At 69.2% G+C, this 13,116-nt stretch carries 13 protein-coding genes, 1 tRNA gene and 1 pseudogene; 12 read left to right on the forward strand and 3 right to left on the reverse strand.

Features of this window, described 5'->3' with window-relative positions; all coding sequences use genetic code 11:
* The first annotated feature begins 100 nt into the window (after window positions 1-100).
* The 3 genes and pseudogenes from AC3WRT_RS08725 to AC3WRT_RS08735 all read left to right on the forward strand — a co-directional run bounded on the left by AC3WRT_RS08725 (window position 101) and on the right by AC3WRT_RS08735 (window position 1,494).
* Window positions 101-171 (forward strand) — tRNA-Gly (locus AC3WRT_RS08725).
* A gap of 331 nt (window positions 172-502) precedes the next feature.
* Window positions 503-1,245, forward strand: a pseudogene (locus AC3WRT_RS08730) (IS3 family transposase); the annotation flags it as partial.
* Window positions 1,222-1,494 carry a WhiB family transcriptional regulator gene (locus AC3WRT_RS08735; protein WP_492721167.1) on the forward strand — a complete coding sequence of 91 codons (273 nt, stop codon included), beginning with the start codon at window positions 1,222-1,224 and terminating at the stop codon, window positions 1,492-1,494. The pseudogene AC3WRT_RS08730 and the gene AC3WRT_RS08735, both read left to right, overlap by 24 nt.
* Window positions 1,495-2,010: 516 nt before the next feature.
* Here AC3WRT_RS08735 and AC3WRT_RS08740 read toward each other — a convergent pair.
* Both AC3WRT_RS08740 and AC3WRT_RS08745 read right to left on the reverse strand, forming a co-directional pair.
* Complete coding sequence (locus AC3WRT_RS08740) at window positions 2,011-2,868, reverse strand: SDR family NAD(P)-dependent oxidoreductase (RefSeq protein WP_492721080.1); 858 nt, start codon at window positions 2,866-2,868, stop codon at window positions 2,011-2,013.
* A complete protein-coding gene (locus AC3WRT_RS08745; RefSeq protein WP_492721081.1) occupies window positions 2,789-3,379 on the reverse strand; it encodes a TIGR03086 family metal-binding protein in 591 nt (196 codons plus the stop codon). The genes AC3WRT_RS08740 and AC3WRT_RS08745 overlap by 80 nt, the downstream gene beginning before the upstream one ends.
* A gap of 270 nt (window positions 3,380-3,649) precedes the next feature.
* On the opposite strand from AC3WRT_RS08745, the gene AC3WRT_RS08750 reads away from it, so the two are divergent.
* From AC3WRT_RS08750 to AC3WRT_RS08765, 4 genes are read left to right on the forward strand one after another with little or no spacing between them, the layout of a single operon-like run.
* Entirely contained in the window at window positions 3,650-4,168 is a 519-nt protein-coding gene (locus AC3WRT_RS08750; protein WP_492721082.1) for a hypothetical protein, read from the forward strand.
* A complete protein-coding gene (locus AC3WRT_RS08755) occupies window positions 4,165-4,977 on the forward strand; it encodes a CPBP family intramembrane glutamic endopeptidase (RefSeq protein WP_492721083.1) in 813 nt (270 codons plus the stop codon). Before AC3WRT_RS08750 ends, AC3WRT_RS08755 begins: the two co-directional genes overlap by 4 nt.
* Window positions 4,978-4,982: 5 nt before the next feature.
* Complete coding sequence (locus AC3WRT_RS08760) at window positions 4,983-6,311, forward strand: sensor histidine kinase (protein ID WP_492721084.1); 1,329 nt, start codon at window positions 4,983-4,985, stop codon at window positions 6,309-6,311.
* The gene (locus AC3WRT_RS08765; RefSeq protein ID WP_492721085.1) at window positions 6,308-7,060 is read left to right on the forward strand and encodes a response regulator; all 753 of its coding nucleotides are present in this window, start codon (window positions 6,308-6,310) and stop codon (window positions 7,058-7,060) included. The genes AC3WRT_RS08760 and AC3WRT_RS08765 overlap by 4 nt, the downstream gene beginning before the upstream one ends.
* Before the next feature lie 809 nt (window positions 7,061-7,869).
* Here the strand turns inward: AC3WRT_RS08765 and AC3WRT_RS08770 are convergent.
* The gene (locus AC3WRT_RS08770; protein WP_492721086.1) at window positions 7,870-8,061 is read right to left on the reverse strand and encodes a YegP family protein; all 192 of its coding nucleotides are present in this window, start codon (window positions 8,059-8,061) and stop codon (window positions 7,870-7,872) included.
* Between the two features lie 579 nt (window positions 8,062-8,640).
* Between AC3WRT_RS08770 and AC3WRT_RS08775 the strand changes: the two genes are divergently transcribed.
* The 5 genes from AC3WRT_RS08775 to AC3WRT_RS08795 all read left to right on the forward strand — a co-directional run bounded on the left by AC3WRT_RS08775 (window position 8,641) and on the right by AC3WRT_RS08795 (window position 13,055).
* A complete protein-coding gene (locus AC3WRT_RS08775) occupies window positions 8,641-9,873 on the forward strand; it encodes an MFS transporter (RefSeq protein WP_492721087.1) in 1,233 nt (410 codons plus the stop codon).
* 450 nt (window positions 9,874-10,323) lie between these two features.
* Window positions 10,324-10,608 carry a hypothetical protein gene (locus tag AC3WRT_RS08780; protein WP_492721088.1) on the forward strand — a complete coding sequence of 95 codons (285 nt, stop codon included), beginning with the start codon at window positions 10,324-10,326 and terminating at the stop codon, window positions 10,606-10,608.
* Between the two features lie 704 nt (window positions 10,609-11,312).
* On the forward strand, window positions 11,313-12,059 hold the full coding sequence (locus tag AC3WRT_RS08785) for a DUF4386 domain-containing protein (protein ID WP_492721089.1): 747 nt from the start codon (window positions 11,313-11,315) through the stop codon (window positions 12,057-12,059).
* Between the two features lie 41 nt (window positions 12,060-12,100).
* A complete protein-coding gene (locus AC3WRT_RS08790) occupies window positions 12,101-12,556 on the forward strand; it encodes an SRPBCC family protein (RefSeq protein ID WP_492721090.1) in 456 nt (151 codons plus the stop codon).
* 79 nt (window positions 12,557-12,635) lie between these two features.
* Window positions 12,636-13,055, forward strand: a complete 420-nt coding sequence (locus AC3WRT_RS08795) for a DUF6326 family protein (protein ID WP_492721091.1) — start codon at window positions 12,636-12,638, stop codon at window positions 13,053-13,055.
* The last annotated feature ends 61 nt before the right edge of the window (window positions 13,056-13,116 follow it).

Here is a 13,116-nt window from a genome sequence, read left to right on the forward strand (position 1 = left end):
CGGCCCCTGGGGTCGCGTTCCTGACACTGGCGCGGTGTCGGCTACACTGACGCCGCGTGCCGCTCACGTACCCCTTCGCGGGGCACCGCCGGCGACCCGTGCGAGCGTAGCTCAATGGTAGAGCGCCAGCTTCCCAAGCTGGATACGCGGGTTCGATTCCCGTCGCTCGCTCAGATCAGACAGACCACGTGTTAGCGAAATAATGGGCGCGCGTGTTCGCAAAAAAGGGCGGCCCGCATTCAGACCTCCCGACCGCGGAACAACTCGCCAGGAGCCGTGTACCGACGGCATGCCCACTTTCGGCCCCCTACTCAGAGTGGCCCTCGGCGCGTCGTGAAGCCCGACCCCCGCTCCGCGCGGCCGCTGGATCCCGCCCACTATGGGTCCGTCTCACCGGCACTGGCCCCCATACCCAACTGAATGTCGGTTCGCTACGCCAGACCACAACTCGGCAGTCCGAGGCGCGGTCATGGGGTCGGGTTCTCAGGCCGGGTCGGCCTAGGTGAAGCGGCTGAAACGAGAGAACGTCGAGCTGCGCCGGGCGAACTCGATCCTGAAAGCTGCGGCGGCTTTCTTCGGAGCCGAGCTCGACCGGCCCTCCCGCTGATCGTGGAGTGCATCCGCGAGCACGCCGGCCGCCGTGAGGAGCGTGACAACGGTGGTCTGCGTTGGGGTGTCGAGCCGATCTGCGCCGGGCTGAGCGAGCACGGGATGCCGGTCGCCCCGTCGACGTACTACGCCCACGTCAACCGTCAGGCGACCGTGCGTGAGCACCGGGATGCGCTGCTGCTCAACAGAACCGCCGGCTCCACGCCAGCAACTACGGCGTGTACGGGGCGCGGAGGGTGTGGCTGGCCTTGAACCGTGAAGGGATTTCCGGGGCCCGGTGCACGGTCGAGCGGCTGATGCGCGAGGACTGCCTCGTTGGCGCGGTCCGCGGCAAGGTCAAGAGCACCACCATCGCTGATCCGGCCGGTCCGCGGGCGGGACCTGGTCCGTCGCGACTTCGCACCGCTGGCTCCGGACCGGCTCTGGGTCGCGGACATCACGTATGTCTCGACGTGCAGCGGGTGGGTGTACGTCGCGTTCGTCATCGACGCCTCCGCACGCCGGATCATCGGGTGGCGGTGCGGGTCGAGCATGACCACCCACCTGGTCCTGGACGCCCTCGAGCAGGCCGTCTGGACCCGGGAACACGAGGGTCGATCCCTGGATTCGGTTGTGGCGCATTCGGATCAGGCGAACTGCGCCGGTCAGGACCCGGACGCATTGTTCGTCCGGGGCAAGGCCCAGCACGACGCGAAGGTTATCTGCAGGACGTGTCCCGTCCTCGCCGAATGCCTGGCTGAGGCCCTCGACAACAGGACTGAGTTCGGGGTGTGGGGAGGAATGACCGAACGCGAGCGTCGGGCCCTGCTGCCCAAGCGGCCCGACATCCGGTCCTGGAAAGCGGCGCTCTCTGCGAGCATGACCGCGCCCGTCAAGGCCGACTGACCCGAGACGCGCAAGGCGTCCTGCATCATCCGTTCGTCGGGCCGGCATACGGCCGCCCGACTGATGCACTGTGAGCATACGTGTCACGCGGGTGCTATCCGCGCCTTTGCGTGGTCGAGCACACGCGGCCCGCGTCACCGTTCGGTTGCCGGCTGTCTCGGGGGTCTGCTTTGCGATGGCGCGGGATGCGCGATCCAGCGGTGGGCGGGTGACCCGGCTCGGTGGCCGCGGGGAGAAGCGTCAGTCGCCCGCCGGCCGTGGGAGCGGGCGGCATACGGAGCGTCACACCGCCGCGGCGCCCTCAGCTGCCCGCACCAGAACGCCTCGCGGTCGCCTACGCGAACGGGCACGTGAGAGCGGCTCGCGCAGAGGCGGCTTCGACGGCACGCATCGCCGAAGCTGACCAGCCGAGCTTGGGTCCGGGTGTCGCGCGCCGTCGCCCGTCTGCCTTCCCGGGTCAGGACGCCGCGACGATCGCGGAGCACGGGCGCAGCGGCACTGCGGCCTGCTCCCCGGTCAAAGACCGAGCGCGCCGTCCACGGTGATGACCTGCCCGGTGACGTAGGACGCCCGCGGCGAGGACAGCCACAGGACCGCGTCGGCGACCTCGGCGGGTTCGCCGATCCGGCGCATCGCGATCAACGAGTGGTACCGGTCCACGCGTTCTTGGCGGTCCGCATCGGTGGCCCCCTGCAGGTTCTTCTCCAGCATCGGAGTCCGTATGGCGCCTGGGCGAACCGCGTTGATCCGCACCCCGTCGGCGGCGAACTCCTTCGCCGCCGCGGCCGTGAGTGCTTCGACACCCGCCTTCGCGGCGGCGTAGCTGCCGGTGCCCGGCATCCGCAGCTGGGCGTCCACCGACGAGGTGTTCACGATGGTGCCGCCCTGGCGTCGTAGCTCGGGCAGCTGGTGCCTCATGCACAGCCAGACGCTGGTCAGGCTGGCCCGCACGATGCCTTCGAACTCGGCCAGAGCCATGTCGGTGAACCCGCCACCGCCGGTGGCCGCCTCGGTGTTGGCCGCGTTGTTGAACGCGTGGTCGAGCCGGCCGAACCGGGCCAGGACGTCCCGCACCAGGCGTGCGACGCCGTCTTCGCTGGTGACATCGGCGGTGAAGAACGCGACGTCGCCGAGCCCGCTCAGGGATTCGACAGCCGCCTGACCGCGATCTGGTGAGCGGCCACACAGCGCAACCGCAGCCCCGTGCTCGAGGAACGCGCGCGCGGCGGCCAGGCCGATCCCTGACGAGCCTCCGGTGACCAGCGCCACCTTCCCGGCGAAGTCGAGCCCGGACTCAGGCGACATCGACACGATCGCCCTGCGTGACGGTGCGGCCCAGGTAGGCGAGCAGCTGACGGTGCGCAGGCTGCTCACCGGAGATCGTGACGGCCGGCGCGAACACTCCCGGGACCCGGTAGGCCTCGACGCCACCCATCTGTGCCATCGCGTCCAACAGGGCGGCGCACGCGCGCTGGTCGACCAAGTCTTCCCGGTCGATGGCGACGGCGATGTCTAGGCCGTGGACGAGGACCTCGGTCAGGTGGATGACCGCTGCCAGGGGCGCCGGCAGGGTCCCCAAGCCGAGGATCACGGTCCCGGTCAGCGAGCCTGGGCGGCCCCACGCGGCCGTGTCCTCGGCGGCGGCGGACCGGTACGCGGCGACGGGGTCGGCCGCGAGCCAGTCGGACTCGTGCTCGGCGCGGGCTGTGACGCCGTTGAGCTCGTCGGTGAAGAGACAGAGGCCACCGACGAGGTGGTTGGTCACCTCCCACACGGTCCACTCGGTGCACGGTGTCGGCCGGTTCCAGCCGGCGGCGGGTACCGCGTCCACGATGGTTCCGGTGGTGTGCAGGGCGGCTGTGATGGCGGCGCGCACGTCGTTCACGAAGGCTCCTTGATAGTGAGGCTGACCAGTACCTGGCACTGGATGGCTGGGACCGGTTGGTTGGCCGGTTCACCTCAGACTGTGCCGAGTGGTGGTCGGGCGACGCGTCGGTGCACGGGTGGAGGTTCCCGCCGCCCGATGCCGGTGTCTCCACCCGTGGGTGGAGACGTGTTCGTCCACCTGTGAGGCGATGCCCGCGCCCGGGGCGCGTCCCTACCGTTGGGGTGTCGGCTCGCGGTGAGCCGCCCTGTGATGAAAGGGGATTGGGTCATGTCGACCGTCCAGTACGTTCTGAACCTCGGGTTGCTGCTCTACATCCTGGTGAGCAACCTCGGCACGCACCGGCTGACCGGCAGACGCCTGCTGCTCCCGGCTCTGCTCGTCGCCGTCGCCGCCGCCGTCTTCCTGCGCGACCTGCCCACGCGCGGCAACGACGTCCCGCTCGAGCTGCTCGGCGCCGCGCTCGGCGCCGCTCTCGGCGTGGTCGCCGGCGTCCTCGTCCGCGTCCGTCGGGGCACCGACGAAGTCGCCACCACCCGCGCCGGTCTGCCCTACGCCGTCCTGTGGATCTGCGTCATCGGCGGTCGCGTCCTGTTCGCGTACGGCGCCGAGCACTGGTTCAGCCGGGACATCGCAGCCTACTCGGTGCAGCACCAGATCACCGGAGCCGACGCCTGGACGGCCGCGTTCGTGCTGATGGCGCTGGCCATGGTCCTGGCCCGGGTGGCCGTCACCGCCACCCTTCTGGCCCGCTCGAGCCGCGTCGCCCGGACGGCGGTGCCGGCATGAGCACCACGACGCCCCTGAAGAACCGCCGGTGGCCGGCGCTCACGGACCCGGGCACCGGCAGGCAGGCGCTCAGCGCCGGCCTGGTCGTGCTCGCCGGCACCCTGGCCGTCACGGTCACCGGCGGGCTGCTCACCAAGGTCCTGATGCCGGCCGCGTCAGGCACCCAGCGGGCCCTGCTCGTCCTGGTGGTCCTGACCGGTGCCGCCGTGGCGGTCCGGCCGGTGTACGGCTCGTGGCGCCAGCTCGGCGTCCGCGGATGGGCCCCGGGGTCACGGCGGCTGCTGATCCTGCCGCTGGCTCTGGCGCTGAGCCCGCTCGCGTTCGGGGTCAAGGCGCTGGAGCCGCGGGTGTGGCTGGTCCTGCTGGTCGGCTACCTGCTGACCGGGTTCACCGAGGAGCTGGTGTGGCGCGGCATCGCGCTGCGGGTGCTGGCTCCGTTGGGTGCGGCCCGGGGACCGTTGGTCGGGTCGGCGCTGTTCGGTCTCGCGCACCTGGGCAACGTGCTCTACCGCGACAGTGTCGCCCTCGTGCTGGCGCAGGCCTGGGGAGCGTTCTGCTTCGGGCTCGCGTATGCCGCCGTGCGCCAGCGGACCGGCACCATCGTGCCGCTGATCGGCCTGCACCTGCTGACCGACCTCTGCGCCGCCGTCACCGCAGGGCCGAGCATCGCGCTGCTCGTCGGCCAGGACGTCGTCCTGCTCGGCATCGGAGTCGTCATGCTGACCCGCGCCACCCGCGCCGCTCGGCAACTCGGCGCCGCAGCTCCGGTCCCGCTGCGGTCCGGACCGGCAGCCACGAACCTAAGGTGAGGAGTGTGACCTCCGCCCACCCGCCGCCCGCGCCCGGTGCTGCGTCGGACGCCGGCAACCCAGTGCCCGGCGCCGCACCGGATCCGCGTGCTGACAGCAACTCGGCAGCCCAGCCGACCGTGCCGACCACCAGCTGGACCCGAGTGCTGGGCTCCGACGGGCCGGAAGATCCGCAGTGGCGTCGACGGGTCGTCCTGCTGGGCACGGTGTCCGCGGCCGCGGTCACCGCGGCGATGCTGCCCGCCGTGGCCCCGTGGACACTCACGATCGCGGGCGCACTCGCCGCGGGCCTGGGCCTGTGGATCATCGAGCTGTACCGGACCCCGGCGAACCGGGCGCTCGAGGCAGCCACGCTGCTGGGTGTCGGAGCGGCCGGCGCGTTCCTGAACGCGGCCGCGCCGCAGTCGCCGGGGTTCGTGCTCGCGTTCTTCGCCGTGTCAGGGCTGGGCATCCGCTTCCCCACTCGCCCCGCCGCGGTGCTGTCCGCCGCGGTCGTGCTCATGGTCGATGCCGGGATCCTCGCCACCTCAACGCAGGTCGCGACGTCGATCACGACCAACGATCTCGGGCTGGCGTTCGTGTTCGTGGTGGCGGCGGCGACCCGCAGCGCACGAGCGGCGCATGCCCGGACCGCGCAGCTGCTGATCGAGCTCGAGGAGTCACGGGCCGCGCAGGAGCAGGCGGCTGCCCTCGCCGAACGCGCCCGGCTCGCCAGGGAGATCCACGACATCCTCGCGCACTCGCTCGCCGGACAGGTGATGTCCCTCGAGGCCAGCCGGCTGCTCGCGGAACGCACCGGTGCCGATCCCCGCCTCGTCACGGAGATCGACCGGGCCCAGCGCCTGGCCAAGGACGGGCTCGGCGACACCCGGCGAGCCGTTGCGGCGCTGCGCGGTGACGCGCTACCCGGGCCCGAGCAGCTCCCGGCCCTGGTCGCGAACGCGCAGGCCGCACAAGGCCTGCGCGCCACCCTCACCGTCCACGGCGATCCCCAGCCCTTGGCAGCGGACGCCGGCCTGTGCCTGTACCGGACCGCACAGGAGGCGCTGACCAACACCGCCAAGCACGCCGGCCGGGGCGCCACCGTCCAGGTCGTCCTGCGCTGGGAGCAGGCATCGGTGCACCTCGACGTCACCGACACCCGGCGACCGCGACCTGCAGGTGCCGGCCCTGAGGCCGCCTCCTGCCTACCGTCCGGCGGTTACGGACTGACAGGCCTGCGTGAACGGGCCGAGCTCGCGGGCGGCACCTTGGACGCCGGCCCGACCGCCGACGGGTTCAGCGTCCGACTCACCCTGCCCACCGAGCCCCACCTGCATGAGGAGCCGCAGTGACGCAACATCCAGCAGCCGGATCGGCGCCGGCACCCGCGCGCGTCCTGATCGTCGATGACCAACGGGTCGTGCGCGAAGGCCTGTCGATGCTCCTCGGGCTCATCGACGGCCTCCAGGTGGCCGGCGCCGCCGCCGACGGTGAGGAGGCCATCGCGCTGGTCGAGCAGAGCGACCCCGACGTCGTGCTCATGGACCTCAACATGCCCCGAATGGACGGCATCGAGGCCACACGCCGGCTCGCCCTGAGCCACCCGCACCTTCCCGTCGTCGTCCTGACCACCTACACCGACGACGATCGCGTGTTCTCCGCACTGCGCGCCGGAGCCCGCGGCTACCTGACCAAGGACGCCGGCGCCGCCGAGATCGAGGCCGCGGTCAGGGCAGCCACCGCCGGGCAGGCGCATCTGGACCCGGGCGTGCAAAGGCTACTGCTGGATGCGCTCAGGGGCGGCGCCACGTTCGGCGTTCCCACAAGCGACCCGTCCGACGCGTCCGATGCACCCAGCTCGACGGACCTGTCGTCCGACCCCCCTCAGGTCATGATCCGGGACGGGCTGACCCGTAGGGAGGTCGAGGTCGTGCAGCACATTGCTGCCGGGCACTCCAACGCCGAGATCGCCGTCGCCCTGTTCGTCTCCGAAGCCACGGTCAAAACCCACATCAACCACATCTTCGCCAAAACCGGGGTCCGCGACCGGGCGCAGCTCGTCGCCTACGCCTTCCGGACCGGAGTCACCACGCCACACTGACACCCGCACCGGCAGCCAATCGGCGCCTGAAGAGCACCAGGGTGATCCAGGCCTCCCGTCGGAGGCGGCCCCACGGCCGAGACTACAAAACACTTCCTCTCGCCCCGCGTCGAGACAAGGATCCGTTACTCGCTACTGGGGTACTCGCTCCGGACTCAAGCGGGCAGCGATCATTTGACGAAGTGGCTTGCCGGCCCAGAGCGCAACCGTGCCAACTGCCCGCCCATCCCCGGCCGCAGCACCGAGCGACGCGGCCCGATGACGGTGTCCGGGGCCTAGCAGGTTGGTGTGGCCAGTCGGCGTGCCGTGATCGGCGAGCCGCTCACCTCGAGGGCTGCTCAGTCGAACAACTCACCGGTGGGCGGCTTCGGCTGCCGTGAGCCCTGGGGCAAGGGGTTTCGACGACGTACGTCTTGGTCACCGTGTACTGCTCGGCGATCAACTGCTCAAGCACCGTGACCTCGATCGATGCAGCGCAACTGGTCGACGCGCCACCCCGGTGGCCCGCCCCGAACCAGTGACCGCGACCTTCCACTCCGGAGCGCTGGGGAATGTCCGGAACCGCCGCGAGGAGGAGGTTCCTCCGACCGTCCGGTCGCGCCAAGTCCGCCGGATGGCGGTCTGACGACTTTGACCTGGGTGCAGCCCAGGCTGGTCATCGAGGTGTCGGCGGACACCGCCCTGAGCACAGCCGCTGTCCGGGGGCTAGTCGAAGGATGCCCCGGCTGACCTCCGACGAGGTGAGGACCCTGGCGTACCTAAGCGGCGCCCACGCACCTAGGGCTCGCGGGTCGCAGGGATAGTCTCCGTCAGTCCCGTTTGGCGGTCGGGTCGTCCAGTTCCGCTTGAGGCGCGTTCTTCCGGACGGACTCGATGCCCGCCAGGCAGGCCCGATGTGTTTCGTAGTGCTCACTGGTCGCGATGACCTGCCCGTTGGTGGCGACCAAGTTGAAGTGGTAGCCCTTGCCCGGCTGGTGGATGACGCGGAACTTCGCAGCCATGTCCTCTCCTTCTTGGCTTGCTCTTACAGCGTGCCGCGCCCGTACCCGCCCCACGGCTTGGGCTACCCAGCGAGCGTGGAGCTAGCGATGTGGGAGAGCCGGGCACCGCCGCTGATCAGGGCGGCATCCATCGCCCTCGTCCGGGCCGACCCAGCGGGAACGATCAGTCCGCACATCGCCTGCGCCGGGGGCTGTTACGGAGCATCCTGCTTGTGTGTCTTCCCGGCCGGCTTCTCCGGGAAGCCGCTACCGGACGGGGTTGGCCATGCAGCGACCGGAACCACACGACGGCGGGGGACCGGTGCCCGTCTGCGCTTCTTCAAGCCAACCCAACACACCACAGGGCAGTGAGAAGAGAGCGCCATGACAGGCGCATCGGAAGGGCCAGCCGTCGGACCAACCCGAAGCGTCCCCGGTCGAAGCGTGCGCCGCATCGCCCACGTCAGTCCAGACGTCAGTCCAGACGTCAGTCCAGGCAGCAGCCCGGTAGCGCACTCAGCCGGTGATCCGGCCAGCAGCCGGGCGACCGGTGCAGCCACGGGGAACGGTGCTTCCGCCGGCTGGACATCGGCCCGGCCGGTGCCGGCGAGGAAGCCACACGTCGGGCGCGGCTTCGTGCTGCTGTACATGCTGGCCTACACCGGCACCTCGCTGCTGCTCCTCGCCCCGCTGCTCGTCTCGCTCGCCTTGAGAGTCAGCGACATGGTCGGCGTCGCGGCGGCCCCCGGCCGGCTGGCGCTGGTCACCAGCGTCGGCGCCCTGTTCTCGATGTTCGCCAACCCGTTCTTCGGCCGGCTGAGCGACCGGACCTCGTCCCGATGGGGGATGCGCAAGCCGTGGATGGTGATCGGGCTGGCCGTCGGCAGCCTGGGCATCCTGGTCGTCGCCTTCGCGCCCAGCATCACGCTCCTACTGCTTGGTTGGTGCATCGCCCAGGTCTTCTTCAACGCCCTGCTGGCCGCACTGGTCGCCGTCATGCCCGACCACGTGCCTGCCGACCAGCGGGCCACGGTGTCCGGCTTCCTCGCCGTCTGTCTTCCTATCGCGTCGGTAGCCGGCACGTACCTGGTTCAGCTGTTCGACCAGAACCCGGCGACCCGGCTGCTGGCGCCAACCGCGGTCGGTGCCGCGGCCGTGCTGCTGTTCGTCGCCGTCCTTCGGGACCGCCGGTTGCCGCCAGGCCAAGCGCCGCCGTGGTCGACTCGCGAGTTCCTGAGCACCTTCATCTTCAACCCGCGCCACAGCCCAGACTTCGCGTGGGCGTTCGCCAGCCGGTTCCTGCTGGTCACCGCCTACGCCCTTCTGGTCACCTACCAGGCGTACTACCTGATCGCGCAGATCGGGCTGCCCGAAAGCGAGGTCCCCCACCAGCTCTACCTGGGCACCGTCGCGCAGGCCGTGGCCCTGGTCGTCTCGGCGCTGGTCGCCGGGCGGCTGTCGGACCGCACCGGGCGCCGGAAGGCGTTCGTCGTCGCAGCCGCCCTCGTGTACGGGACCGGGCTGTTCGTCATCGCGGGCGCACAGAACATCAACGGCTACCTGTGGGGCATGGCCCTTGGCGGGGTGGGATTCGGCATGTACATGGCGGTCGACCTCGCGCTGGTGGTCGACGTGCTGCCCGACACCGACCACGCAGCCAAGGACCTCGGTGTCCTGAACATCGCGGGCGCGCTCCCGTTCGCACTCGCCCCGGCCCTGGCGCCGGCGATCCTTGCTGTGGGCGGCGGCCGCTACGGCGTCCTCTTCACCGTCGCAGCAGCCTGCGCCCTCGCCGGGGCCGCCGCCATCCTTCCGGTCAAAGGGGTCCGCTGAGCCGCACCGCGGAGCGCGACGGTCGCCGCCCACAGGGCAGCGGTCCACACAGCCTCACCCGACACGGCTCGCAGACGCCGCACTCCCTTTTCCAGGGGAGCCGCTCCACGCGGCACCTACGCAGGCCAGATGGCGCTACTCGGCACCAAGCTGCGCGCCCCCACCGCCAGCCGCATGCTCGTGTCCCGTGAGCGGCTTCTCGAGCGACTGCCGCGGGACCGGACCATGATGCCGCGGCTGCTGCTCATCTCGGCACCTGCCGGCTTGGCAGACCACCCTGTTGGGCCAGTGGCCGACCGCGCCCCCTGGCATCGCAGGCCAGAACCAGGCGGCCCTCGCTCCTCGGGTGGCGTGGCTGTCCCTGGACCCGGCCGACGCGGAGCCGCGAACGTTCCTGATCCACCTGGTGGCGGCGCCGCGGACCCGCTCGCTGTTGGCAAGGCAGCGGCCGTGCTGGAGGCCGAGCGGATCATCTCCGACGAGGATGCGGTCGCCCGCCTCGTCACCGACCTCGATGCGCTCGACGGCGCGACGGTCATCGCCCCGGACGACTACCACCTCATCGACACCCCCAAGGTGCACGAGGCCGTCGCGCCTGCTCTTGGACCACCTGCCCCCGCAAGTCACCGTGGCCATGACGACGCCCGCCGACCCCCCGCTGCCACTGACACGCCTCCGAGCCCGCGGCGAGCTACTGGAATACGAGCCGCCGACCTCGGGTTCACCGGCGCCTGAGCCGAGATCTTCCTCAACGTCATGGACCTGGGCCTCGCGCCACCACTGGTGGCAGCCCTCGAAGCCCGCACCGAGGGCTGGGTGGCCGGCCTGCAACTGGCGGCACTCTCCGCGCGCGGCTACACCAGCATCGCAGGCGGACTCCACCGACGGGACGCACTCTGCCGAGCAGCACCAAGCATTCGAGCACCACTCTCAGGGACTGCGCTCCGCCTCAGGCGCCCAGTTTTTACGAACGGGGACCTGGCCATTCTTGATGCCGAAAGCCCGATAACGCGCGCCATGGTGCATTTCCCCCTCGCCGCCTCCACTCTATTGCTGTGGATTCTGTTGAAACATGTCGCATGTTCATGAGCCGCGGCCCCGGGAGAGCGCAAAGTGGCGTACGCGTCGCCCAGTCGCCCTCCGGGATTATCGAAACCGCTTGACCCTTGGCATTATCGGGAACATATTGAAGGAGTCGAGTCGGGTATTTTTACTATGAACCGAATTGTCGAAGAAGTGCAGGTGCGGCTGGAACCGTGGCCTGCTCTCGGCGCCACGTAAACCGTGGCCCCGGGTCGCTTTACCGCGCTGCGTTCGGCTTGGACGCCGTGGTGTGCGCATCGTCTCTTGGATGGGGCACGGTCATGACTTCTGGACTTCGAGACGGTGCCGACGCGACTAGTCGGAATGAACCGGCTGACACTGGGACCGGCCCTGCCGTGGTCAACCAGGCCCGCGATGCCAGCGAGCCCCTCGTGCCGCCAGCCGACCCTGTTCGACTCGCGAAAATGGCGGGCCTGCTCTATCTCGTGATGGCGGTCTTCGGCGCCTTCGCCCAGGTCGTGCGGGTAAAGGTGTACGTGCCCGGGGATGCGGCGGCGACCTCAGCGAACATCGTGGCGAACGCAACCCTGGTCCGGCTCAGCTTCGTGGCGGACCTGGTGCAGGCGCTGGTGTGGCTCGTTCTGGCCGTGACCCTGTATCGGCTATTTGCTCAGGCGGGACGGAGCATTGCGCGCGCCTTGGTGGTGTTCGTGTCGGTCTCGGTCGCGATCGCCTCCCTGAACATGCTCAACCAGTTCGGCGCCTTGCTGGTCGCGACGAACGACTCGTATGTCACGGCGTTCGGGTCCAATGGGTCGCATGCGCTCGTCTTGCTCCTGATGGACCTGCAGCACTACGGGTACCTCATCGCCCAGTTGTCCTGGCTGTGGCTCTTCGCCCTCGGCCTGCTGGGCTACCGCTCCGGCATGTTCCCGAAGTGGCTCTCATTCCTACTCATGCTTGCCACGGTCTGCTACGTCGTCGACGCGCTGACCCGGTTCCTCGTCCCGTCTCTCGCAGATACCTCGGCAGCCGTCTTCCTCCTGCCGGAGATCATCTGCGAGGTGTCACTGCTGGCCTATCTCCTGATCAAAGGGGTTAGGCAACCGCAGCTCACAGCTTCTGGCCCGACCACGTTGTGAGCCACCCAGGGTTTCCTCACGCATACCGGAGGAGAGTGCCAATGAAGCGTATCGAGGCCGAGGTCGACCTTCCGGCCGTCCCATCGGTGGTCTGGGAGCAGCTGGCAGACACCGCTTCGATGGGAAGCTGGAATCCTTTCATCACCTCCCTCTCGGGGGTCTTGGCAGTCGGCGAACGGCTCCGGGTGCGAATTGCACCCGTGGGCGGGCGGCCCATGACGTTCACGCCCCGCGTGACCGTTGTCGAGCCGGGCCACCGCTTGGAGTGGCTCGGGACCCTGGGCGTGCCAGGGCTCTTCGATGGGCGCCACTCGTTCACGTTGACCCCAGTCGGGAACGCGGGCACAAGGCTCGTACAGGCCGAAGAATTCTCTGGCGCCATGGTCCCATTCGCAGGAAAGCTCCTCCGCAAGACCGAAGCAGGCTTCGGAGCCATGAATGCGGCACTGATGGCGCGGCTTGCAGAAGACAAGCTCGAGAGACATACGCCCACTTGACACCCAATCCAGAGGCCGTGCAGGCGCCCAAAGCGGGCACCGCACCGCCCGCTTTGCTAGGCAGGAGAACGAGATGGCTATGAAATCGAAGCTCTCAGTGCTGTGGATCTTTGTGACACTGAATTACTTGTACTGCGACGTCGCCGGGTTGATGGATCGTTCGCTATTGCGCCAGTACCTCGCAGGCAGGGTCAATGGACTCGATGTATCCCAAGGGTTCCTGCTCGCCTCGGGAATACTGATTGAAATACCCATTGCCATGGTGCTGGCATCTAGTGTCTTGAAGTACAGGACAAATCGCGTGGCGAATATCGTGGCCGGTTCGGTGATGACAGTGGTGCAGCTTGGGACACTCTTCGTGAGTACGCCGCGCAGCTACTACCTATTCTTCAGCGTCATCGAAATCGCGTGCACTGCCTACATAGTGTTCACCGCATGGAAGTGGTCGGAGTCCAGCTCGCGCATCGAGGTTCCCGAAGAGCCTGCTTCAGTCTCATGATGGTGCACGAGCGCAGCGGACATCACTAGGAGGCAGAGCGCGATGTACCGACCCGAACCGT

The organism is Terrabacter sp. FW104-15G4B, assembly GCF_058790095.1.

Bases quoted from the DNA above. Each gene is read 5' to 3' on its own strand.
- AC3WRT_RS08750 (WP_492721082.1), top strand. From the start codon at position 3,650: ATGTCGACCGTCCAGTACGTTCTGAACCTCGGGTTGCTGCTCTACATC.
- AC3WRT_RS08755 (WP_492721083.1), top strand. From the start codon at position 4,165: ATGAGCACCACGACGCCCCTGAAGAACCGCCGGTGGCCGGCGCTCACG.
- AC3WRT_RS08770 (WP_492721086.1), bottom strand. From the start codon at position 8,061: ATGGCTGCGAAGTTCCGCGTCATCCACCAGCCGGGCAAGGGCTACCAC.
- AC3WRT_RS08790 (WP_492721090.1), top strand. From the start codon at position 12,101: ATGAAGCGTATCGAGGCCGAGGTCGACCTTCCGGCCGTCCCATCGGTG.
- AC3WRT_RS08795 (WP_492721091.1), top strand. From the start codon at position 12,636: ATGAAATCGAAGCTCTCAGTGCTGTGGATCTTTGTGACACTGAATTAC.